The 21,947-nt window shown below is 73.3% G+C and carries 19 protein-coding genes and 1 pseudogene; 7 read left to right on the forward strand and 13 right to left on the reverse strand.

What is annotated here, in order from left to right:
• Positions 1-27: 27 nt before the first annotated feature.
• The gene (locus CNX65_RS05425; RefSeq protein WP_096491781.1) at positions 28-951 is read right to left on the reverse strand and encodes a proline dehydrogenase family protein; all 924 of its coding nucleotides are present in this window, start codon (positions 949-951) and stop codon (positions 28-30) included.
• Positions 952-954: 3 nt separating this feature from the next.
• Positions 955-2,583 (reverse strand): L-glutamate gamma-semialdehyde dehydrogenase, encoded by a 1,629-nt coding sequence (gene pruA, locus CNX65_RS05430; RefSeq protein WP_096491782.1) that lies wholly within the window; start codon positions 2,581-2,583, stop codon positions 955-957.
• A gap of 119 nt (positions 2,584-2,702) precedes the next feature.
• On the opposite strand from pruA, the gene CNX65_RS05435 reads away from it, so the two are divergent.
• Entirely contained in the window at positions 2,703-4,241 is a 1,539-nt protein-coding gene (locus tag CNX65_RS05435; protein ID WP_096491783.1) for a PucR family transcriptional regulator, read from the forward strand.
• A 34-nt stretch (positions 4,242-4,275) separates the two neighbouring features.
• On the opposite strand, the gene CNX65_RS05440 is transcribed toward CNX65_RS05435, so the two are convergent.
• From CNX65_RS05440 to CNX65_RS05460, 5 genes are read right to left on the reverse strand one after another with little or no spacing between them, the layout of a single operon-like run.
• Complete coding sequence (locus CNX65_RS05440) at positions 4,276-5,064, reverse strand: YidC/Oxa1 family membrane protein insertase (RefSeq protein WP_096491784.1); 789 nt, start codon at positions 5,062-5,064, stop codon at positions 4,276-4,278.
• A 36-nt stretch (positions 5,065-5,100) separates the two neighbouring features.
• Positions 5,101-5,379, reverse strand: coding sequence for a DUF6412 domain-containing protein (locus CNX65_RS05445; RefSeq protein WP_096497626.1), 279 nt, complete (start codon positions 5,377-5,379; stop codon positions 5,101-5,103).
• Positions 5,380-5,397: 18 nt separating this feature from the next.
• The gene (locus tag CNX65_RS05450; protein WP_096491785.1) at positions 5,398-6,018 is read right to left on the reverse strand and encodes a nucleoside/nucleotide kinase family protein; all 621 of its coding nucleotides are present in this window, start codon (positions 6,016-6,018) and stop codon (positions 5,398-5,400) included.
• Positions 6,015-6,614 carry a DUF402 domain-containing protein gene (locus tag CNX65_RS05455; protein ID WP_096491786.1) on the reverse strand — a complete coding sequence of 200 codons (600 nt, stop codon included), beginning with the start codon at positions 6,612-6,614 and terminating at the stop codon, positions 6,015-6,017. The genes CNX65_RS05450 and CNX65_RS05455 overlap by 4 nt, the downstream gene beginning before the upstream one ends.
• A 20-nt stretch (positions 6,615-6,634) precedes the next feature.
• Positions 6,635-8,050, reverse strand: a complete 1,416-nt coding sequence (locus CNX65_RS05460; RefSeq protein WP_096497627.1) for a GAF domain-containing protein — start codon at positions 8,048-8,050, stop codon at positions 6,635-6,637.
• A gap of 165 nt (positions 8,051-8,215) precedes the next feature.
• Between CNX65_RS05460 and adh the strand changes: the two genes are divergently transcribed.
• Together adh and CNX65_RS05470 are read left to right on the forward strand one after the other, a co-directional pair.
• Positions 8,216-9,739 carry an aldehyde dehydrogenase gene (gene adh / locus CNX65_RS05465; RefSeq protein ID WP_096491787.1) on the forward strand — a complete coding sequence of 508 codons (1,524 nt, stop codon included), beginning with the start codon at positions 8,216-8,218 and terminating at the stop codon, positions 9,737-9,739.
• Positions 9,739-10,113 carry a DUF779 domain-containing protein gene (locus tag CNX65_RS05470; RefSeq protein ID WP_177154527.1) on the forward strand — a complete coding sequence of 125 codons (375 nt, stop codon included), beginning with the start codon at positions 9,739-9,741 and terminating at the stop codon, positions 10,111-10,113. The genes adh and CNX65_RS05470 overlap by 1 nt, the downstream gene beginning before the upstream one ends.
• On the opposite strand, the gene CNX65_RS05475 is transcribed toward CNX65_RS05470, so the two are convergent.
• Entirely contained in the window at positions 10,087-11,634 is a 1,548-nt protein-coding gene (locus CNX65_RS05475; protein ID WP_096491788.1) for a beta-N-acetylhexosaminidase, read from the reverse strand. The two genes, CNX65_RS05470 and CNX65_RS05475, sit on opposite strands and share 27 nt — an antisense overlap.
• Before the next feature lie 40 nt (positions 11,635-11,674).
• Positions 11,675-13,162, reverse strand: coding sequence for a CYTH and CHAD domain-containing protein (locus tag CNX65_RS05480; protein ID WP_096491789.1), 1,488 nt, complete (start codon positions 13,160-13,162; stop codon positions 11,675-11,677).
• A 147-nt stretch (positions 13,163-13,309) separates the two neighbouring features.
• On the opposite strand from CNX65_RS05480, the gene CNX65_RS05485 reads away from it, so the two are divergent.
• Complete coding sequence (locus tag CNX65_RS05485) at positions 13,310-14,131, forward strand: hypothetical protein (RefSeq protein WP_096491790.1); 822 nt, start codon at positions 13,310-13,312, stop codon at positions 14,129-14,131.
• Positions 14,132-14,167: 36 nt separating this feature from the next.
• Here the strand turns inward: CNX65_RS05485 and CNX65_RS05490 are convergent.
• From CNX65_RS05490 to CNX65_RS05500, 3 genes and pseudogenes are all read right to left on the reverse strand, one after another.
• Positions 14,168-14,798: pseudogene (locus CNX65_RS05490) on the reverse strand (class I SAM-dependent methyltransferase).
• Positions 14,799-14,970: 172 nt separating this feature from the next.
• Positions 14,971-15,618 (reverse strand): HNH endonuclease family protein, encoded by a 648-nt coding sequence (locus CNX65_RS05495; RefSeq protein WP_096491791.1) that lies wholly within the window; start codon positions 15,616-15,618, stop codon positions 14,971-14,973.
• Between the two features lie 92 nt (positions 15,619-15,710).
• Positions 15,711-16,661, reverse strand: coding sequence for a methionyl-tRNA formyltransferase (locus CNX65_RS05500; protein WP_096491792.1), 951 nt, complete (start codon positions 16,659-16,661; stop codon positions 15,711-15,713).
• Positions 16,662-16,737: 76 nt separating this feature from the next.
• Between CNX65_RS05500 and CNX65_RS05505 the strand changes: the two genes are divergently transcribed.
• A complete protein-coding gene (locus CNX65_RS05505; protein ID WP_096491793.1) occupies positions 16,738-18,315 on the forward strand; it encodes an amidohydrolase in 1,578 nt (525 codons plus the stop codon).
• Between the two features lie 347 nt (positions 18,316-18,662).
• Here the strand turns inward: CNX65_RS05505 and CNX65_RS05510 are convergent, their stop codons facing one another.
• On the reverse strand, positions 18,663-19,271 hold the full coding sequence (locus tag CNX65_RS05510) for a hypothetical protein (protein ID WP_096491794.1): 609 nt from the start codon (positions 19,269-19,271) through the stop codon (positions 18,663-18,665).
• 589 nt (positions 19,272-19,860) lie between these two features.
• Between CNX65_RS05510 and CNX65_RS05515 the strand changes: the two genes are divergently transcribed.
• Positions 19,861-20,478, forward strand: coding sequence for a ClpP family protease (locus CNX65_RS05515; protein WP_012783716.1), 618 nt, complete (start codon positions 19,861-19,863; stop codon positions 20,476-20,478).
• Between the two features lie 55 nt (positions 20,479-20,533).
• Complete coding sequence (locus CNX65_RS05520) at positions 20,534-21,163, forward strand: ATP-dependent Clp protease proteolytic subunit (RefSeq protein ID WP_096491795.1); 630 nt, start codon at positions 20,534-20,536, stop codon at positions 21,161-21,163.
• Positions 21,164-21,947: the final 784 nt, after the last annotated feature.

A 21,947-nucleotide genomic window follows, 5' to 3' on the forward strand; every position in this document is an offset into this window, starting at 1 on the left:
CCAGCACACCTCACGCGCGCCCGCGCGTCACCCCGTGGTCGCCAGCGACCTCAGGAAGAACGCCACGTTCGCCGGGCGCTCGGCGAGGCGGCGCATGAAGTACCCGTACCACTCCCCGCCGTACGGCACGTACACGCGCATCCGCTTGCCCTCGGCCGCCAGGCGCACCTGCTCGTCCGGCCGGATCCCGTACAGCATCTGGTGCTCGTGCCCGTCGGCCCCGCGCCCCGCCGCCAGTTCACCGGCGATCGCGATCAGCCTCGGGTCGTGCGAGGCCACCATCGGGTAGCCCTCGCCCGCCATCAGCACCTTCAGGCACCGCACGTACGCCAGGTCCACCTCGGCCTTGGACTGGTACGCCACCGACTCCGGCTCCTGGTACGCGCCCTTGCACAGCCGCACCCGCGAGCCCGCCACCGCCAGGTCGCGGCAGTCCTGCTCGGTCCGCCTCAGGTACGCCTGGAGCACCGCGCCGACCCACGGGAAGTCCACCCGCAGCTCGCGCAGCACCGACAGCGTCGAGTCGGTGGTGGTGTGGTCCTCCATGTCCAGGGTGACCGTCGTGCCCGCGTCGGCCGCCGCCGAGCAGATCGCCCTGGCGTTCTCCAGCGCGATCTTCTCGCCGTCCACCGGCAGGAACTGGCCCACCGCCGACAGCTTCACCGACACCTCGGCCCGGTCCGCGTAGCCCGCGTCGTCCAGCCGCCCCAGCAGCTCCACGTACGCGCGCACCGTGCCCGCCGCCTGCGCGGCGTCCTTCGTGTCCTCGCCCAGGTGGTCGAGGGTGACGAGCCTGCCGTCCGCGAGCAGCTCACCGGTCGCGGCGATCGCGTCCGCGGTGGTCTCGCCCGCGACGAACCTGCGCACCACCGGCTTGGTCAGCGGGGTGCTCTCCACCAGGGACCTCGCCGCCGTCGAGCGCGAGGCCGCGAGCAGTGCCGAGCGCAGCACGGGTCAGCCCTCCTGGTGGGGGTAGGCGACCGAGGTCGGGGCCACGAAGGTCTCCTTGATGGAGCGCGGGCTGACCCAGCGCAGCAGGTTGTGCACCGAGCCTGCCTTGTCGTTGGTGCCGGACGCCCGGCCGCCGCCGAACGGCTGCTGGCCGACGACCGCGCCGGTCGGCTTGTCGTTGACGTAGAAGTTGCCCGCCGCGAACCGCAGCACCTGCTGGGCGTGCGCGACGGCCGCCCGGTCGCGGGCGATGATCGCGCCGGTCAGGCCGTACGGGGACACCGACTCCATCTGCTTGAGCACGGTGTCGTAGTCGCCGTCCTCGTACACGTGCACGGCCAGCACCGGGCCGAAGTACTCGGTGCGGAACACGTCGTGCTCCGGGTCCGAGCCCAGCAGCACGGTCGGGCGCACGAAGAAGCCCTCGGAGTCGTCGGCCGTGCCGCCCGCCGCGACCTCCAGCGACGAGTCCGAGCGCGCCGCCTCCAGCACGCCGGACAGCTTGTCGAACGAGCGGCGGTCGATGACCGCGCCCAGGAAGTTGGAGAAGTCGGTGACGTCGCCCATCTTCAGCGACTCGACCTCGGCCAGGAAGTCGTCCTTGATCCGGTTCCACACCGAGCGTGGCACGTAGGCGCGCGAGGCCGCCGAGCACTTCTGGCCCTGGAACTCGAACGCGCCGCGCACCAGCGCCGTGCGCAGCACCTCGGGGTCGGCCGACGGGTGGGCGAGCACGAAGTCCTTGCCGCCGGTCTCGCCGACGATCCTCGGGTACGAGCGGTACCCGGCGATGTTCGCGCCGACCTGGCCCCACAGGTGCTGGAAGGTCCTGGTGGACCCGGTGAAGTGGATGCCCGCGAGGTCCGGGTCGGCCAGCGCCACCTCGGACACCGCGAGGCCGTCGCCGGGCAGCAGGTTGATCACGCCCGGAGGCATCCCCGCCTCCTCCAGCAGCCGCATGGTCAGGTGCGCGGCGAAGCTCTGCGTGGGCGAGGGCTTCCACAGCACCACGTTGCCCATCAGGGCGGGCGCGGTCGGCAGGTTGCCCGCGATCGCGGTGAAGTTGAACGGGGTGATCGCGTAGACGAAGCCCTCCAGCGGGCGGTGGTCGGTGCGGTTCCACACGCCGGGGCTGGACTTGGGCTGCTCGGCCAGCAGCTGGCGGCCGAAGTGGACGTTGAAGCGCCAGAAGTCGATCAGCTCGCAGGCCGCGTCGATCTCGGCCTGGATCGCGGTCTTGGACTGGCCCAGCATGGTGGCCGCGTTCAGCGTGGAGCGCCACGGGCCCGCCAGCAGGTCGGCGGCGCGCAGCAGGATCGCGGCGCGGTCGTCGAAGGACAGGGCGCGCCACGCGGGCGCGGCGGCGCGGGCCGCCTCCAGCGCGTCGCGGGTGTCCTGGTGGGTGGCGCCGTGCAGGGTGCCCAGCACCGCGCGGTGGTTGTGCGGCTGCACCACGTCGAACCGCTCGCCGCCGCCGACGCGCTGCTCGCCGCCGATGGTCGCGGTCAGCTCCAGCGGCTCCTTGGCCAGCTCGGCCAGCTTGGCCTGCAGCTCGGCGCGCTCGGGCGTTCCGGGGGCGTAGCCGAGCACCGGCTCGTTGACCGGGGCGGGCACTGAGGTCACGGCATCCACGGCAGGCTCCTTCGCGACGTGCTGCTGGGGTACCGCAACGGTAGGTCGCGGTCACCTGCGCACCGTTGTCCGCACGTCTAGGCTTGCCATTCCGCCGTTGTACGAATGGACAAAAGAGCATGAGCCTGCGCCAGGTGCTGATGGCCTTGGGCGAGGAGCTGGTGGAGGTGCGGGCCGCGCCGCGCGGGCTGGAGGCGGACGTCCGCGACATCGTCATCCTCGACCCGGACGACGTGCCGCACGTGCGGCCCGGCGACCTCGCGCTGGTCATCGGCGCACGCGGCCGGGCGGCGTTGCCGCTGGTCAGGGCGGCCGGAGCCGGGGGCGCGGCGGCGGTGGCGGTCAAGCTCGACCGGCCGACCCCGCAGCTGGGCCAGGCCGCCGCCGACGCGGGCGTCGCGCTGCTCGCGGTGCGGCCCGAGGTGCGCTGGGAGCACCTGGAGTCGCTGGCCAGGGCCGTGGTGCGCAGCGCGCGGCTGGCCGCCGACGCGGGCTCGGGCGAGGTGGCGGGCGACCTGTTCGGGCTGGCCCAGACGATCGCGGCGCTGACCGGCGGCGTGGTCAGCATCGAGGACACCGCCAGCCGCGTGCTCGCCTACTCGCGCTCCACCGACGACGTGGACGAGCTGCGCAGGCTGTCCATCCTGGGCAGGCAGGGGCCCGAGCCGTACCTGGCGATGCTCCGCGACTGGGGCGTCTACCAGCGGCTTCGCGCGGGCGAGGAGGTCGTGCGGGTGGACGAGCGGCCGGACCTGGGCATCCGGCGGCGGCTCGCGGTCGGGGTGCTGGCGGGCGACCAGCCGCTCGGCTCGATCTGGGTGCAGGAGGGCGCCACCCCGCTCACCGAGCAGGCCGAACGCGCCCTCGTCGGCGCCGCGCGGGTGACCGCGCTGCACCTGGTGCGCCAGCGCGAGCCCCGCTCGGCGTTCCGGGAGAACCTGCTCACCTCCCTGCTCGACGGCCGCACCGACGCCGCCTCCGTCGCGGGCCAGATCGGCGCGGACCCGGCGAGACCGGCCGCCGTCGTGGTGTTCGCGCTGCGCGGCGACGCGGGCGACCGCACCGAGGGCGAGCTGCGCAGGGCCGAGGTGACCGGGCTGATCTCGGTGCACGCCGCCGCGTACCGGCGCAGCGCCCTGGTCAGCCGCAGCGGCGGCCGGACCTACGCGCTGCTGCCCGACCTGCAACCCGGCGCGGCGCTGCTGCCGCTGACCCGCGAGATCGTCGCGGCGGCCCGCAAGCACACCGGGCTGGTGGTGCAGGCGGCGATCGGCGCCGAGGTGCCCACGCTGGACGAGGTCGCGGTGTCCAGGGGCGAGGCGGACCGGGTGCTCGACGCGATGGCCCGCGACCTGGACGCCCAGGTGGCGACCCTGGCGGACGTGCGGTCGCGGGTGCTGGTCAGCGAGGTGCTGGCGCTGCTCGCCGAGCACCCGCGGGTGCGCGACCCCCGGCTGGAGGCGCTGGACCCGGAGCTGGCCCGGTCGCTGCTGGTGTACCTGGACGCGTTCGGGGACGTGCGGTCGGCGGCGGCGGAGCTGCACGTGCACCCGAACACGCTGCGGTACCGGGTGCGGCGGGCGGGGGAGCTGACCGGGGTGGACCTGGGTGACCCGCTGGTCCGGCTGTTCGCGCAGCTCCAGCTCAGGCTGAGGTGACCGGCGGACCGGGCGGCCCGCCGGTCACCGCAGGTCAGCGCGCCTGGGCGCGGGCCCGAGCGGCGGCCTTGCCGCGCTTGCCGCCCGTGCCCTGCGGCTTCCGCGCGGGCTGCTCGGCGGGCGCGACGGGCTGCTCGGCGACCGCTTCGACCTCGGCCGCGGGCGCGGGCTCCACGACCACCGGCTCGGGCTCCCCGCCCGGCAGCGACCGGTGCAGCCAGGCCCGCTCCGCCAGCGTCCACGCGCCGCTGGTCAGCAGGTACAGCCCCGCCGCCAGCGGCAGCGAGGCCGCCAGCAGCACCGGGGTGAACGCCAGCAGCCGCAGCACCCGCGCCAGGGTCGGCTGCGGCGCCCCCGAGCGCGCGGCCTGCCTGCCCTGCCACAGGTAGCTGCCCAGGCACACCAGCGCCAGCACCGCCAGCAGCCCGAGGAACATCGGGACGCCCGCGCCGCCGTCGGACCAGTGGTCGCCCAGCCGCACCCCGAGCAGGGCGCCGTCGAGCAGCGGGTTCGGGGTGGTCACCAGCTGGTAGACCACCATGAAGAACGGGGCCTGGGCGAGCATCGGCAGGATGCCCGCGAACAGCGAGGTCCCGGCGTCCCCGTACAGCGCCAGGGTCTTCTCCTGGAGCTTCACCGGGTCCTTGCGGTGCTTCTCGGTCAGCTCGCGCAGCTGCGGCGCGAGCGCGGCCCTGGCCTTCTCCCCGCGCACGGCCGCGCGGGTCAGCGGGTGCAGCAGCAGGCGCACCAGCGCGGTGAAGGCGACGACGGCCAGGGCGGGGTCGAGCAGCGCGGCGAGGGCCGCGCCCAGGGTGTGGAACACGGGCGGTTGCTCCGATCACGAGCGGGGGAAGGGGGCTCAGGCGAGGCTGAGCGCCGCTCCCGGTGCTCGCGGGCGGGGTCGGCCCGCCGCGTCCGGATCGCGCAACCGCAGGAACGCCGCGCGCAGGGCCTTCTCGCGCAGCGACAGCGAACGCGCCCACGCGGGCGAGTCCAGGACCAGGGGAGCCGTGGTGAGCACCAGCACGACCAGCGTCACGGCCGTGACCACGGCCAGCAGCTCGGCCGGGCTGTTCACCAGGGACAGGGCGATCAGCGCGGACAGGCACAGCGCGAGCAGCAGGCGCAAGCGGTCCACGGCGGTCACCCCCCTTCCCTAGTCACCCACCACTGTACGCACCAGCGCGGGCCTCGTGGGGTGGTCGTAGCGGACCAGCACGTCCGGCGCGGGCTCGTACCCCACGTACGCGGGCAGCGTCCACGCCAGCTCCGGCGGCGTGCGCCTGGCCAGCGCGGCGTCCGACAGCCACAGGTGCACGGACAGCTCGAACGGCAGCCACTTGTCCAGCAGCAGCGCCCCGTCGAGCAGCAGCACCCCGCCCTCGCCCAGGCGCGCGTACCCGGCCCGGCTGGCGCGGTCGGTCTCGGCGTTCCACAGCGACGGCAGCACCTCGCCCGACCCGCCCGGTTCGAGCGGGTCCAGCACCTCGCGCAGCAGGCCGCCGGTGTCCACCCACGAGTCCCGGTACGAGTCCGGGTCGGTCCGCCCGTGCTCCAGCCGCACCGAGGCCGGGCGCAGGAAGTCGCGCGCCGACACCCGCAGCACCGGGCGGCCGAGCGCGCGCAGCGGGTCCACCAGCGCGTCGGCGAGCGCGCCGGGGTCGGTGGCGTCCGCGCCGTCGACCACCACGCGCGCGTGCCGGTCGCGGGGCAGCGCGTCGATCCGGCCGACGAGCTCGGCGACCAGCGCCTCCTGGGTCAGCGGGACGACCTTCACGACAGCGGGTAGTCCGCCCAGCCGTCCGGCAGCACCGGGACCGGCCAGTCCGGGTCCGGCTCCCACTTCGCCCAGTCCGGGTCCCACCAGGTCGCGCCCGCCTCGACCATCGCCTCGATCGACCGGCCGACCGCCCGGATCGACTCGGCCTGCCCGGCGGTGTACTTGCCCGCGACGACCTGCTCCTCGAACTCCACCCGGTCCCTGTCCACCCAGCCGCCCTCCGCGGGCAGCCAGTAGTCCAGCTCGTGGTCCAGGGTGTCGATGCCCAGCGGGGTGCGCCGGAACGGGTCCTGCAGGTTCAGGTACCAGCCCTTGAACTGCCGGTCCGGGCCCTCCCAGTACACGTCGACCGAGTAGGCGTCGCCCGGCCGGTGCACCTGGAGCTTGCCGTTGCCGCGCCAGTGCGTGCTGCCCGCCTGCTGCCAGCCGTGCTGCCACGGGTGCTCGGGGAAGCCGAACCGGGTGCCCGGCACGGTGAACAGCACCAGCAGGTCCGGCTCGTCCACGACCACGCGGGTCGGCGTCACCGCCCACGGCCTTCCCCACAGCACTTCCCGGCGCAGCGCCACGTCACCCGGCTGGAAGATCCCCATGCGCCGAGCCTAACCGCGCCTCACGCCTCGGCGAGCGCCCGCCGCAGCCGCGACACCACCAGCTCCCGCCTCGGGTCGGCCCTGGGCAGCAGCCTGGCCAGCCGGTCCAGCGCCTCGGCGTCCTCGTCGCGGGCGAACCGCCACAGCGCCTCCGCGTCGCCCCGGTCCAGCACGGTCCGCCGCACCGCCGCCGCCAGGTCCTCCCGCTCCGCCCGCACCACCGGCGCGTCCGAGCGCGGCAGCAGCTCGTCCCCGTACCCGGAGGCCGCGGCGGTCACGTCGCCGGAGCGCAGCGCCGCCCGCACCGCCAGGAAGTCCCCGCGCACCTCGGCGTCCAGCCGGTACGGCCTGGTCAGCAGCACCCCGCCGAGCTGCGCCCGCAGCCGGTGCAGCTCCGCGCGCACGGTCACCGGGTTGCCGCGCTCCCCGTACAGCCGCAGCGCCAGCTGGTCGGCGGTGAGCCCGCGCGGGTGCAGCGCCAGCGCGACCAGCACCTCGGCGTGCCGCAGGGTCAGCGCGACCTCGTCGCCGTCCAGGGCCGCGGTCGGCTCGCCGAGGAACCGCAGCGACAGCACCGGCCTGCGCCGCGCGCCCCGCTCCACCCGCAGCAGGTAGCCCTCGTCCAGCGGCTCCAGCACCCCGATGCGCCCGTCGGCCAGCCGCACCCGGTCCCGGCCGACGTCGACCCGGCCGCCCAGCTCGGCGCCCGGTTCGGCGGCCAGCACCCGGCCGGTCTGGCTCAGCAGCGCGCCGGGACCGCCGCGCAGCGCCAGCAGGTGCCGCATGTTCGCCGACCGCAGCCGCTCGTCGCGCTCGGCGAGCCTGGTCCGCAGGTGCCCCTCGGCCAGCCGCGCCGCCGCCGACACCAGCGCGGGCATCGCCGGGTGCAGGCTGGTCAGCGGCCCGCTCACGTCCACGACGCCGAGGGTGCGCCCGCTGTCCGGGTCCGTCACCGGGCTCGCCGCGCAGGTCCAGCCGTGGCAGGTGCGCACCAGGTGCTCCGCCGAGTGCACGGTCACCGGGCCGCCGGTGGCCAGCGCCAGGCCCATCGCGTTGGTGCCGATCGCGTCCTCGCTCCACCGGGCGCCCTCGGTCAGGTGCACCCGCTCGGCGATCCCGCGCACCCGCGCCGAGCCCTCGCACCACAGCACCCGACCGTCCGCGTCCGTGATGATCATGACGTGCTCGGCGTCGTCCGCGATGCTCACCAGCGTCTCCCGCAGCACCGGCAGCGCCTGCGCCAGCGGGTGCGCGGCCCGCAGGTCCACCACCTCGTCCCGGTCCAGCACCAGCGGGGCCTCGCGGCTGTCCGGGTCGACGCGGGCCGCCAGCGAGCGCCGCCACGACTCCAGGATCACCGGCCGCGTGCCGGGGGCGGGACCACCGGCCAGCGCCGCCTCGTGCTCGCGCGCGAGCAGAAGGGGGTCACCGCGCATCGTCGCCTCCAGGTCCCTCGACCCCAGGATGACCGGGGCGAACCCGCACGGCAAGGACTTCGCGGGCCGTTCGGCACTGGCGCGCGTCGGCCGTGCAACGCCGCTGCAACGTAACCCCGCCTACGTTCTGCGGCCATCCGACGCAACGACGCGGGAGGCGACCACATGGCGAAGTACGCGGCACCGGGGCAACCGGACAGCGTGGTGAGCTACCGGAGCAGGTACGACCACTTCATCGGCGGCGAGTTCACCGCCCCGGCGAAGGGCGGCTACTTCGAGAACCCCACCCCGGTCACCGGCGAGACGTTCACCGAGGTCGCCAGGGGCACCGCCGAGGACGTCGAGCGCGCCCTGGACGCCGCCCACGGCGCCGCGCCCGCGTGGGGCCGCACCTCGCCCGCCGAGCGCGCCAACGTGCTCAACAAGATCGCCGACCGGATCGAGGCCAACCTGGAGGCCCTCGCCGTCGCGGAGACCTGGGACAACGGCAAGGCGGTGCGCGAGACCCTGGCGGCCGACCTGCCGCTCGCGGTCGACCACTTCCGCTACTTCGCGGGCGCCCTGCGCGCCCAGGAGGGCGGCATCTCGCAGATCGACGAGAACCTCGTCGCCTACCACTTCCACGAGCCGCTCGGCGTGGTCGGCCAGATCATCCCGTGGAACTTCCCGATCCTGATGGCCGTGTGGAAGCTCGCCCCCGCGCTCGCGGCGGGCAACGCGGTCGTGCTCAAGCCCGCCGAGCAGACCCCGGCGTCGATCATGGTGCTGATCGAGCTGATCGCCGACCTGCTGCCGCCGGGCGTGCTGAACGTGGTCAACGGCTTCGGCGTTGAGGCGGGCAAGCCGCTGGCCACCAGCAAGCGCGTCGCGAAGGTCGCGTTCACCGGTGAGACCACCACCGGCAGGCTGATCATGCAGTACGCCAGCGAGAACATCATCCCGGTCACCCTGGAGCTGGGTGGCAAGAGCCCGAACATCTTCTTCGGCGACGTGGCCGCCCAGCGCGACGAGTTCTACGACAAGGCCCTTGAGGGCTTCACGATGTTCGCGCTCAACCAGGGCGAGGTGTGCACCTGCCCGTCCCGCGCGCTGATCCAGGGCTCGATCTACGAGGAGTTCCTCGGCGACGCGGTCGAGCGCACCAAGGCGGTCAAGCAGGGCCACCCGCTCGACACCGACACGATGATCGGCGCGCAGGCCAGCAACGACCAGCTGGAGAAGATCCTCGCCTACATCGAGATCGGCAAGGCCGAGGGCGCCGCGCTGCTCACCGGCGGCGGTCGCGCGGACCTGGGCGGCGAGCTGTCCGGCGGCTACTACGTCACCCCGACCGTGTTCGAGGGCGACAACAAGATGCGGATCTTCCAGGAGGAGATCTTCGGCCCGGTCGTGTCGGTCGCCCGCTTCGACGACTACGCCGACGCCATCAAGATCGCCAACGACACGCTGTACGGCCTCGGCGCGGGCGTCTGGTCCCGCGACGGGTCCACCGCCTACCGCGCGGGCCGCGAGATCCAGGCGGGCCGGGTGTGGGTGAACAACTACCACACCTACCCGGCGCACGCGGCGTTCGGCGGCTACAAGCAGTCCGGCATCGGCCGCGAGAACCACCGGATGATGCTCGACCACTACCAGCAGACCAAGAACCTGCTGGTCAGCTACGCCCCCGGCGCGCAGGGCTTCTTCTGATGGAGCGGGTCGCGCTGACCGAGGAGGCGGCGGGGCTGATCCGCCGCCTCCGGGCCGACCACGGGGAGCTGATGTTCCACCAGTCCGGCGGCTGCTGCGACGGCAGCGCGCCCATGTGCTACCCGGCGGGGGAGTTCCGCACCGGCGGCTCCGACGTGCACCTGGGCGACCTGGTGGTGGACGGCTCGCCGGTGCCGGTGTGGATGTCCTCCGCCCAGTTCGAGTACTGGAAGCACACCCACCTGACCATCGACGTCGTCCCCGGCCGCGGCAGCGGGTTCTCCCTGGAGGCCCCGCTGGGCGTGCGCTTCCTGGTGCGCTCCCGGCTGCTCACCGACGAGGAGGTGTCAGCCCTGCCACGGGACGGTGGGTGAGCGGTGGAAGGCCACGCCCCTCGCCGTCCACCGGGGGCCCTGCGCGGCCAGCCGGGACCGGAAGTCCGCCCAGTCCCGGCCGGTCGCGGCGGTCCAGCCCACCTCGGCGACCGCCGCCAGCCGCGGGAAGGCCATGGACTCCAGCTCGGCCACCGTCGTGAGCGTCTCGGTCCACAGCGGGGCCTCCACGCCCAGCACCGCCGACTCCGGCACCCCGTCGAGCAGGGTCGCCGGGTCCCAGCCGTAGGCGGCGTCGACCTCCACGGTCCCGGCCCACTTCAGGCCCAGCTCGGTCTCCTCGGTGTACTTCATGTCCAGGTACACCCGGTTCGCCGGGGACAGCACGAACCGCACCCCGCGCGCCGCCGCCTCGGCCAGCTCGGGACCCGCGGGCCGCCCGGTGTCCCAGTACTGCGCGACCGCCGTCGTGGGCAGGTCGGCGCGGGTGAACTCGGACCAGCCCATGGCGCGCTTGCCGTGCTCCCCGACCATGGGCAGCACCCGCGCCATGAAGGCCCGGTAGTCCGCGGGCTCGGTCGCGAACGCCTCGTCGCCGCCGATGTGCAGGTACGGGCCGGGGGTGAGCGCGGCGACCTCGCGCAGCACGTCGGCCACGAACCGGTAGGTGGTCTCGGAGGCGATGTCGAGGGTGGAGAAGCCCACCTCGATGCCGGTGTAGAGCTTGGGCGCGATGCCGTCCGGGTTCAGCTCCGGGTAGGAGGACAGCGCGGCGGCGGTGTGGCCGGGCAGGTCGATCTCCGGCACGACGGTGACGTGCCTGCGGGCCGCGTAGGCGACGATCTCGCGGTAGTCGTCCTGGGTGTAGAAGCCGCCGGGGCCGCCGCCGACCGAGCTGGTCGACCCGTGCGCGGTCAGGTTCGGCCAGCTCTCGATCTCCAGCCGCCAGCCCTGGTCGTCGCTCAGGTGCAGGTGCAGGGTGTTGACCTTGTGCGCGACGGCCAGGTCCAGGTAGCGCTTGACGTCGTCGACGCCGAAGAAGTGCCTGGCCACGTCCAGCATCACGCCCCGGTGCGGGAAGCGCGGGTGGTCGAGCACGTGCACGGCGGGCGCGGTGAACGGGCCGTCCTGCCGCTCCGGGCTCTCGACGGCGGCGGGCAGCAGCTGCCGCAGCGTCTGCACCCCGGACCACAGGCCCGCCGGGGTGTTGGCCCTGAGCACGGCGGTGTCCTCGGCGGTGTCGAGCTCGTAGCCCTCGTCGCCGACCTCGGCGGCGGCGCCCTCCAGCAGCAGCACGACGCCCGGTCCGGCCGCGCCCTCCACCACCGGCAGCGGGTAGCCGGTCGCCGGGCGCAGCAGCTCCGCCAGCAGCTCGCCGACGTCGCGCGCGCCGGGCGAGCCGGGCGGGACGCGGACCTCGGCGTCGGGGGCGAGGGTGAACGCGGCGCCGGGGCGCGGCTCAACCAGGACGGGCGCTGGCACGATCGTGTGCAAGGGGCTCTCCGCGGCGGTTCGGCGCCCCCGCGCTCGGCTCGGCGGGGGCGCGGTGCTGGCCGCCCCCACCGTGGCAAGCGCCCCCGAGAGGTGTCAAGGTCTGGACCAATCAGGCGAACTTGGGCTTGCCCAGCCCCGCCCACAGCGCCGGGAACCGCTCCTCCACCAGCGCGGCCCGCTGGCTCTCCAGCCCGTGCAGCACGCCGAACGCGAACCCGTTCTCCCCGGCCGCCCCCGCCTCCGCGCCGAGCTGCCGCAGCACCGGCCGCGCCACCACGCTGTCCTGGTGGTCGCCGAGCAGCGTCTGCACCGCCTTGACCTTCCTGCGGTACCGGCGCGCGGGCTTGCCGTGCAGCGGCTCCACCGCCTCCACCGCGTACCGCAGCCGCTTCGCGCCCTTGCGCGCCTCGTGCAGCCCGGCGTCGTCGTGCGCCCGCGCGACCTGCGCGGCCAGCTTCCGGTAGCTCTTCGCGGCCAGCCCCGGCAGCTCGTCCTTCGCCTTGCCGCGCGCCCGCCTGGTCAGCGGCGGGTCGGCCAGCAGCGCGTCCACCGCGTCCAGCAGCGCGAAGTAGCGCGGGCTGTCCAGCGCCTCGACGGCCGACCGCTTGGCCTGCGCCTCGCGCGGGGCGAAGTGCCGGGTCAACCGGGCCGCCACCGGACCGGGCCGCAGCTCGGGCTCCAGGCCGTCCAGCACCAGCTCGAACCGCTCCCGCAGCACCTCCAGGTCGCGGGCCTGCCCGAGCACCCCGGCCAGCCACTTCAGCTCGCCCGCCAGGTCCGCCGTCCGCCCCTTGTCGACGATCCCGCCGAACACCTTCAGCGCGCTGCGCATCCGCCGGGTCGCCACCCGCATGGCGTGCACCGCGTCCGGCTCGTCCCGGCGCACCCTCGGGTCCTGCGCCCGCAGCGCGTCCGCCTGCTCGCGCAGGTAGGCCAGCACCACGCCGCCCGCCGACTTCCGCCCGACGTCCGGGCCGGTCGGCCGCGCGGGCACCCGGTCGCCGAGCAGGCGGGTCAGCTTCGCCGAGGACCGCGACCGGCGCATCCCGGCCTTCTTGAGCCGCCGCTCCACCGCGTCCAGCAGCGCGACCGTGCCCCGCTCGCCCAGCTCGACCTCGACCTCGCGCCACGTCCGCGCCTCGTCGCCGTCCTCGCCGCCGGTGGCCGACACCCGGTCCTCGACCACCTCCACCAGCAGGTCGCCGCGCCCGTCCACCAGCTGCCAGCGCTGCCGCTCGGTGCTGATCAGCGCCACCGGGGCCAGCTCGCCGCCCCTGGTGTGCACCCGCACCAGCGAGCCCAGCTCCTCCGGCGGCGCGCTGTCCTCCCCGCCCGGCGGCAGCCGCAGCTCCTCGCGGGTGTCGACGCCCGCGGGCAGCTTCAGGTGCCAGCCCGCGTCGTCCCCGCCGGTGCGCCTGCGCAGGGTCAGGCCCGCGCTCGCCAGCCGCAGGTCCCCGGTGTCGTAGTACACCGCCTCCAGCAGCTGCTCGTGCGGACCGGCGGTGGCCGCCACCCCCGGCAACCCGGTCATCGCGGGCAGCCGCACGCCGTCCGGTGCCTCGTACTTGCGCTCCGTCTCCTTCACCGAGGTCGTCATGGGGAAGGCATACACCGAAAACGGGCACTTCACCCGTTCACGCTCGGTGATCATCCGTTGCCCCGCGCGGGGGTTCCACGCCGCCGTTTGCGTGGTTGTGCCCGCGCCACCGTGAAGAGCCCCTATCCGTGCGGTTGGCTTGGGGGCATGGCCCCCACCGAGAAGGAGCGGCTCGACGTCCTGGAACCCGTGGTCGAGAGCCTCGTGGCGACGACCACCCAGCTGATCGCGGACCTCGGGCGGGTCAGTTCCCGCCTGCTGGTGCTGGAGCGGCGGCTGGCCGGGTTGGGCGCGGGCGCGGACGAGGACCTGGACCGGGTGGACGAGGAGATCGCCGGAACAGTGTCCGCGCTGCGCGCGGCCTGGGACGCCGAGCAGGACCTCCTGGCCGACGAGGTGCGGGCCGAGCTGCGCGCCGAGGTGGCCGAGTACGAGTCGCTGCAGGAGCGCAGGGACACCGGCCGGGCCCGCTTGGAGAAGCGGATGCAGCGCTTCGAGCGCGACGCGCTCCAGCACTCGGTGAGCCAGGCCGAGTGGCAGATCCACGCCCGCGAGGCCGAGGCGACCGAGGCGTACCACCGGCTCGAGGCCGACCGGAAGGCGGGCGAGGAGGCCTGGCGGCAGGAGGCCGTGGCGCACGGCGACAAGGCGCGCGGCGAGATCCAGGCCCACGCGCGCGCCAGGTTGCAGCGGTCGCTGGCGGCCGACGCGCGGCTGCCGGTGTGGTTCCGGGTGGGCCTCGGCGAGATCACCGCGCCCGACCCGACGCCGTGGCTGCGCGCCGCGGCGACCCTGGTGGCCTACCGGCTGGAGTACGGGGTGACCGACGCGGTGCACCCGCTCGGCGAGGCGCCCATCGCCGCGGCAGGCGGCTCCGCGGCCTGGGTGCGGCGTGCCAAGGTCTACGAGGCGCTGGTCAAGCAGTTCGAGGAGATGCGCCCGGACTCCCGCTCGTACTCGATCACCTGACCCGCGCGGTTCGATCCGGCAGGCCCCGGACCGGCCTCACCCCGCGCGTTCGGCGAGCACGACGAACTCGCGGCCCGGCCGGTCCGGGGCCTGCCGCACGTCCAGGACCCGGAACCCCGCCCCGACCAGGTCCGCCTCCAGCTCGGCTCGGTCGCGGAACCGCAGCACCGAGTCCGAGGCGAGCGCGGTCCCGTCCGGGAAGCGGTAGGTGTGCCGGAAGGACACCAGCGGCAGCGCCACCTCCAGCACCGCGAGCTCGGCGGTGACCGGTCCAACGCCGGGAACGTCCCTGGTCACCGGGGGAGTGCGCGCCCACTCCTCCCAGGCGCGGAACTCCGAGCGGCGGGTCTCGAACACCAGGTGACCGCTAGGGCGCAGCGCGTGGTGGGCGCCCGCGAGCGCCTCCGCCCAGCCGGCGGACCCGGTCGGCGTGCTCCTTGCCGCGCGCGACGTCCAGCGACGCCCCCACCGGGTCCAGCCCGACCACCTCGATGCCGGCAGCCGCCAGCCGCACGGCCAGCGAGCCCGTGCCGCAGCCGACGTCGAGCACCCGGCGGGCGCCCAGCTCGGCGACCAGGGCGGTGCAGGCGTCCAGGTCGACCCGGTCGCCGTCGAACACGTCGTAGAGCGCGGCCGACCTCGGGTCCGCGAAGATCGCATCCGGCACCGTCCGACGGTAGCGCCGCGTCCCGGAGGGCTCGACCGAATTCCGGCCTACCTGTTTCCCGCCCCGGCAGCCCCGTCCCGCCCCGGCAGCCCCGTCCCGCCCCGTCCGGCCCCGGACGCGCGAACGCCCCCTGCGCCGCGCGGGCGAGGGGGCGTCGACGGGGTCGGTCAGGTCAGCACTTGGCGAGCACGCCCGCCAGCGCGTCGTGCTCGGCCTGGTCGACGGTCAGCGCGTACTGCGCCTTCACCTGGATCCAGTGCGCGACGTACGTGCACGCGTAGTCCGCCTTCGGCGGCATCCACTTGGCCGGGTCCTGGTCGCCCTTGGCGCGGTTGGTCTTCGCGGTCACCGCGATCAGCTGCACGCCGCCCAGGTCGTTCGCGAACGCCTTGCGCTTCTCGTCGTCCCACTTGTCCGCGCCCGAGCGCCACGCCTCGGCCAGCGGCACCGTGTGGTCGATGTCCAGGTCGCCCGCCTTGGTCACCTCGACGCCGTCGTAGGCGCTGACCCACGTGCCCGAGGTGGCCTTGCACTCGCCGTCGGTCTGCACGCCTGCGCCCTGCTGGCGCAGGACGACCTCGCGGGTGTCGCAGGAGTCGCCCTGGCCCGCCCAGTGCGGGAACCGGTCCCGGCTGTAGCCCGCCATCTTGGCCTCGGGGGCGATGGCCAGCCCGGCCAGCTGCTCGCCCGCCTGGCCGCTGTTCGCCGCGGGCGGCTGCTGCGGCGAGGACGATGTGGGCAGTTGGCCGTCCAGCACGCCCTGGCAGCCCGTCAGGGCCAGGAGGAGCACCGCCACGAGAGTCGTCCGCTTGCCGCTCATAACACTGAATGATTACACAACGGGGTCACCAAACCTCACTTCAGCGACGGACCGTATCTCCGTCGTGGGATTGGTGACCCCGTTGGTCCCGACTACTGCGGACGGCTGGTGAGGTAGCCGCCCATATGGGTGAAGTACTCGGTGGCGCCCAGTTCGACGCCCTCGTCGGTGCGGACCCGCTTCACCAGCAGCGCCCGACCGCGCCCGCGCCTGGCCTCCGGGCCCGCGACGATCGCGACGCCGTCGCCCTCGCGGTAGAAGATCCGGCCCGGCGTGCCGCCGTAGTTCTCCCGCGACACCTCGGCCTCCACGATCTCCAGCCTGCGGCCCCGGTGGAACGCGTAGGCGCTCGGGTAGGGCGCGCACTGCGCCCGCACCAGGCGGTCCAGCTCCTCGGCGGTCCAGGTCCAGTCGATCCGCAGGTCCTCCTCGGCGCGCTTGTGGAAGAAGCTCGCCTTCGAGCGGTCCTGCGGGGTGAACTCGGTGCGCCCGGACGCCAGCTCGGCCAGCCCGTCCACGGTGATCGGCCCGAACAGCGCCAGGGTCTTGTGGAACAGGTCGGCGGTGGTGTCGCGCGGCCCGACCGGCACGGCGCGCTGGAGCACGACGTCCCCGGCGTCGAGGGTGTCGTCCATCATGTGCGCGGTGACGCCGACCTCCTTCTCGTCGTTGATCAGCGCCCAGATCAGCGGCGAGAACCCGGCGTAGGCGGGGAGCAGCGAGTCGTGCACGTTGAGCGTCCCCCGCTTGGGGAGGTTGAACACCTTCGGGGGAATCCAGGTGCGCCAGTTCGTCGCCACGATGACGTCCGGGTCGACCTCCTTGAGGCGGGTCAGCAGCTCCTCGTCGTCCGGCCGCTCGCGGATCAGCACCTCGATGCCGTGCTCCTCGGCGAGATCGGCGACCGAGTCGCTCCAGATCCGCTCGTAGGCGTGGTCGCTCTTCGGGTGGGTGACGACGAGCGCCACCTCGTGCTCGGAGTCCAGGAGCGCCTGGAGCGTGCGGTGCCCCCAGGTCTGGTAGCCGAACATGACGACCCGCATGAACTCCTCCTCGGAATGGCAAGCCTAACCTAAGTTATCCAACCCTAAACGAGTCCGCCGTGATTACTCTGCGCGTGTGATCCTTGACGTGAAGTTGGTGCGCGGACGGGTCGTGACGCTGGACCCCGCCGGGACCGGGTCGGACGTGGTGGGCGTGTGGCGCGGGCGCGTGGTCGGGGTGGGCGACCAGGTCCGCGACCTGCCCGCCAGGCGCGTGGTCGACCTGGACGGCGCGGTGGTGCTGCCGGGTTTCGTGGACGCCCACACCCACCTGGCGTGGACCGGCCGCGCGGCCCGGATGCCGGACGTTTCGGGATGCCGCACCGTCACCGAGGTCGTGGCCCTCCTGGCGGCCCACCGGACCGGGGCCTGGCTGGAGGCGGCGGGCTACGACCACCGCCTCCTGGACCGCCCGCTCACCGCGCGCGACCTGGACGCGGTGGGCGGGCGCGTCTACCTGCAGGACGTGTCGGGCCACGCCTGCGTGGTCGACTCCGGCACGCTGGCCGAGCTGCCCGCGCACGCCCTGGCCGACGCCGAGCGCGACGCCGAGGGCGCGCTGACCGGTTTCCTGGCGGAGGGCGCCCAGAGCGCCGCCCGAGCCCTGCTGCTCCCGTACCCGCTGTCCCACGTGATCGCCGACGTGGAGGCGGGCGCCAGGCAGTGCCTGTCCGAGGGCGTGGTCCTGGCCGCGGAGGCGGGTGTGGCAGGCGGCCTGATCGGGACCACCCCCCTGGAGGTGGCCGCCTACCAGCAGGCCACCCTCCCCATCCGGGTGCAGCTGATGGTCGCCGCGGACCAGCTCCGCCCCGCGGCGGGCCACCCGTCCGACGGCGTCGACCGCGCCGTCCAGCTGGGCCTGCGCACCGGCCTGGGCGACGACCGCCTCTCCATCGGCGCCCTGAAGGTCTTCACCGACGGCGGCATGATCGCCAGGACCGCGGCCCTGACCGCCCCCTACGAGGGCACCACCAACACCGGCCAACTCCAGGACGACCCGGACCGGATGCGGTCCTGGATCCAGGACGGCCACCGCGCGGGCTGGCAACTGGCCGTCCACGCCATCGGCGACCGCGCGATCGACTTCGCCCTGGACGCCCTGGAATCCGCCCTGACCGACCACCCCAGGCCCGACCACCGCCACCGGATCGAGCACTGCGGCCTGGTCCGCCCGGACCAGCTGGGCAGGATCGCCGCACTGGGCGTGATCCCGGTGGTCCAACCCACCTTCCTCTGGGCCTACGGCGACGACTACGCCGAGATCACCGGCCCCCGAGCCCCGTGGATGTACCGAGGCCGCTCCTTCCTGGACCACGGCATCCCCCTGGCGGGCAGCTCGGACCGCCCGGTGGCCGACGGCAACCCGCTGCGGGCCGTCCAGTTCCTGGTGGAACGCCAATCCCGCACCGGCCTGCCGATCGGCCCGGACGAGGCCCTGACCGTCGAGCAGGCCCTGCGCGCGCACACCGCGGGCGCGGCCTACGCGTGCAGGCGCGATCACGACCTGGGCACGATCGAGGAGGGCAAACTGGCCGACTTCACCATCCTCGAAGACGACCCACGAGCGGTCGACCCCACCCGCATCGCGACCATCCCCCTGGCCGCCACGGTCGTGAACGGCGAATTCGCCCACAACCCAGCAGGCCTGGCCTGACCACGACGCCCGCCACCCCCTGCCCGGCGCCACGCCGGGCAGGACTCCCCCCTGCTCCTCGCCTGCTGCTCCTCGCCTGCTGTTCCCCGCCCCCTGCCTGCTCCCCGCCCTTGCCTGCCGCGTCGACCGACCGCCGGATGCTCACTTCGGCCCGTTGCGCCCGCCGACCGCCGGATGTTCACCTTCGTCCTGTTGTGCCCGCCGACCTCCGGGCGTTCCCCTTCTCCCGCTGCGTCGCCCGGCCTTCCAGCGCTCACCCCCTCACCCGCTCATCCCGCGCTCAGCCCCCCCAAGCCCTTCACCCCCCAGCCCCTCTCGCCCCCGCAGCCCCTTACCCCCTCACCCCCTCACGCGCTCATCCGCCAATGCACCACGTACCCCGCCGCCTCGGCCGCGATCAACGCGTCCAACTTCGCCAGGTTCGTCCGCCGCGACAACCGGAACGCCCGCCCCCGCCGAGCGTCCAGCACCAGCGCCCCCAACCCCGGCAACGCCTGCTGCACCACCCGCAGCCCCACGTTCGCCGCCTCCTGCGTCATCTCCTGCTCCTTGCAGTGCACCAGCACCGCCGACACCGACCCGTCCGGGAACCGCAGCCCCAGCTGTGGCCGCACCCGCAGCTCCAGGTCCCCCGACCGCCACACCGCCGAGGGCATCGCCACCCCGGTCGCCCGCGTCGACCGCAGCCACGGCAGGAACCCGTCCCTGATCTCCCCGAACGCCCGCAGCTGCCCGCTGCGCGTCGCCCCGTCGAGCGCGGCGTCCAGCTCCGCGGCGGGGTCGGTCGAGTTGGCCGCGCGCCGCATCGCCGCACGGACCGGGTTGTAGAACCCGCAGACCCACTGGTCGACCGCCAGGTAGATGCTGCGCTGCTCGGAAACGATGTTGATGCGGCCACGCTGACCGCTCATCGCGTACTCGGTGAAGGACAGGGCGGTGACGCTGACCGGCTCCACGGCTGGCTCCCCTCGCAGCTGGTCGAACTACTGTTCGATTCTACCGCCGACCACCGACAAAAACGGTGCCCCGATCGGGTCCTCATCAGGCTCGTGACATGCGACAACGGCCCGCACAGGCCAACTTGACCCATCCGGGTGAAGCCACACGCACGACCACCGTCCCGGCAGCGCGCACGACCTCGCGTCCGGTCACGCGATGGCCGCCCGAGCGTTCCCGCGCCGCGCCGCGGAGCGGGAACGCCGGCCCCGCCGCCATCGGCCGCAAGCGCCGACCCGCTTCACCCGACCGTCGAGTTTTCACTCTCCGGTGTGAAAAAACCCGCACCCGACCGTCCACATCGGACACGCTCCGCGACGACCGATCGCGGGTCACCGGTGGCGGCGAGCCGACGTCGGGGCCATGATCCAGCGGGTCCCCGCGCGGCGCCCGGACACCCGACCCCCGGAGCGCCGCAGGTCACCCGGAGCGGCACCGCCATGCGCTGTCAGCGAACACCGCGCCCCGTCGACCGGGGGCACGCCCACCTCTCCGATATCGTCGGGGTACGCAAGATCGGTCAACACCGTGGATGGGGTAACGAGGATCATGAACGCACGGAACAACCTCACGCTGCCGCGCATGGCGTCGACCGGCGGCATGACGCTCACCGACTCCGTCTTCGAGCAGCTTCTCCGGTCGCGGATCGTCTTCCTGGGCTCCGAGGTCAACGACGAGGTGGCCAACCGGCTCACCGCGCAGCTGCTGCTGCTGTCCGCCGAGGACCCGAAGTCGGACATCAAGTTCTACATCAACTCCCCCGGCGGCTCGGTCACCGCGGGCATGGCGATCTACGACACCATGCAGCTCATCGAGCCGGACGTGCAGACGTGGGGCATGGGCATGGTCGCGTCGATGGGGCAGTTCCTGCTGTCCTCGGGCACGCCCGGCAAGCGCTACCTGCTCCCGCACACCCGCGTGCTGATGCACCAGCCGTCCGCGGGCGTCGGCGGCACCGCCACCGACATCGCCATCCAGGCCGAGGCGTTCGCCTACACCAAGCGGCAGATGGCGGAGATCACCGCGCAGCAGACCGGTCAGACCTTCGAGCGGATCACCGCGGACGCCGACCGCGACCGCTGGTTCACCGCCGAGGAAGCCCTGGAGTACGGCTTCGTCGACCACATCCTCAACCGCGAGGAGCTCACCCGCTCGTCGGTCAGCTGACCCGGAGCCCACCTCACCGGCCGCTCGGCCGGCCGACCGCCTTGGGGACACCCAGATGAACCCGAACCACCTGCCGCAGGCCAGGTACGTGCTCCCGTCGTTCGTCGAGCGCACGAGCTACGGCGTCAAGGAGTCCAACCCGTACAACAAGCTGTTCGAGGAGCGCATCATCTTCCTCGGCGTGCAGGTGGACGACACCTCGGCGAACGACGTGATGGCCCAGCTGCTCGTGCTGGAGTCCGACGACCCGGACCGCGACATCTACATGTACATCAACTCGCCGGGTGGCTCGTTCACCTCGTTGATGGCGATCTACGACACCATGCAGTTCGTCCGCCCCGACATCCGCACGGTCTGCCTCGGCCAGGCGTCCTCGGCGGCGGCGGTCCTGCTGGCGGCGGGCACGCCGGGCAAGCGCACGGCCCTGCCGAACGCCCGCGTGATGATCCACCAGCCCGCGATGGGCGGCGTCCGCGGCCAGGTCTCCGACCTGGAGATCCAGGCGGCGGAGATCACCCGGATGCGCACCCAGATGGAAGAGGCGCTGAGCAGGCACACGGGCCGCAGCGTCGAGCAGGTCCACACCGACATCGACCGCGACCGAATCCTGACCGCCACCGAGGCGCAGGAGTACGGGATCATCGACGAGGTCATGCCGTACCGGAAGCTGTCGGCGAAGCGCTGACCCCTCCACCTCCAGGCTGAGCGCCCGGCAGGCTCCTCGGAGCCGGCCGGGCGCTGGCTTTTGCCGAGCCCACGCCGCACGCCGCTCCCGTCGTGCCGGGCGCGCTTGAACGGGTCGGATCTGTGCAGGCGAAAGACCTGGGTAGAGCATGGATGGCACCGGCCCTGACCACTCAAGTGATCATGCCCGGTGCCACCACCAGCGCCGAAGCGCCCCCGGCAGGATTCGAACCTGCGACCTCGGGATTAGGGCGAGGCGTCTGTGGTCGCCTGCCGGGGCTGTGTGAAACCTGCTCTCACCTGCGGTTATGGAGTGCTTGCGGTTGCTGGTGTCTAGGGTTCCCGGTGGTCATCCGCTGTCGTTTCACCTGGGTAAAGCATGGAGATGATCTTGCTTCATTTAATAGTCGACTAGCGAGCCCGTGGTCGGTCACCATTACTAAATTTGCGAGCAGGTAATAGGAACGGAAGTGCTGGAGTGTCACATGTCAATGGCGTTGCCGAAGAAGTTTGCAAAACAGAAGGTTTGATCTTTAAACCCGGAGTTTTCAAACGACGTTGCTTGTCGTCTGGGGTTAGTGCACGACACGTGCGTCTATCTGCATGATCCGACTCTCCAACCGGGCGTAGTGGACAGGCGATGCTGGTCGTTCGCCGTCGTTCTCTATGGGTAACCTATGGTGTTGATCTTGCTCTCAACCGCAGCTAGTATGACTCGGCTTGTGGTCGTTCAGCGGCTGTGACGGACCAGCGCTCATCGCATATCCATGTGCCGCCATGACCCG

The organism is Actinosynnema pretiosum (assembly GCF_002354875.1).
Classification (GTDB): domain Bacteria; phylum Actinomycetota; class Actinomycetes; order Mycobacteriales; family Pseudonocardiaceae; genus Actinosynnema; species Actinosynnema auranticum.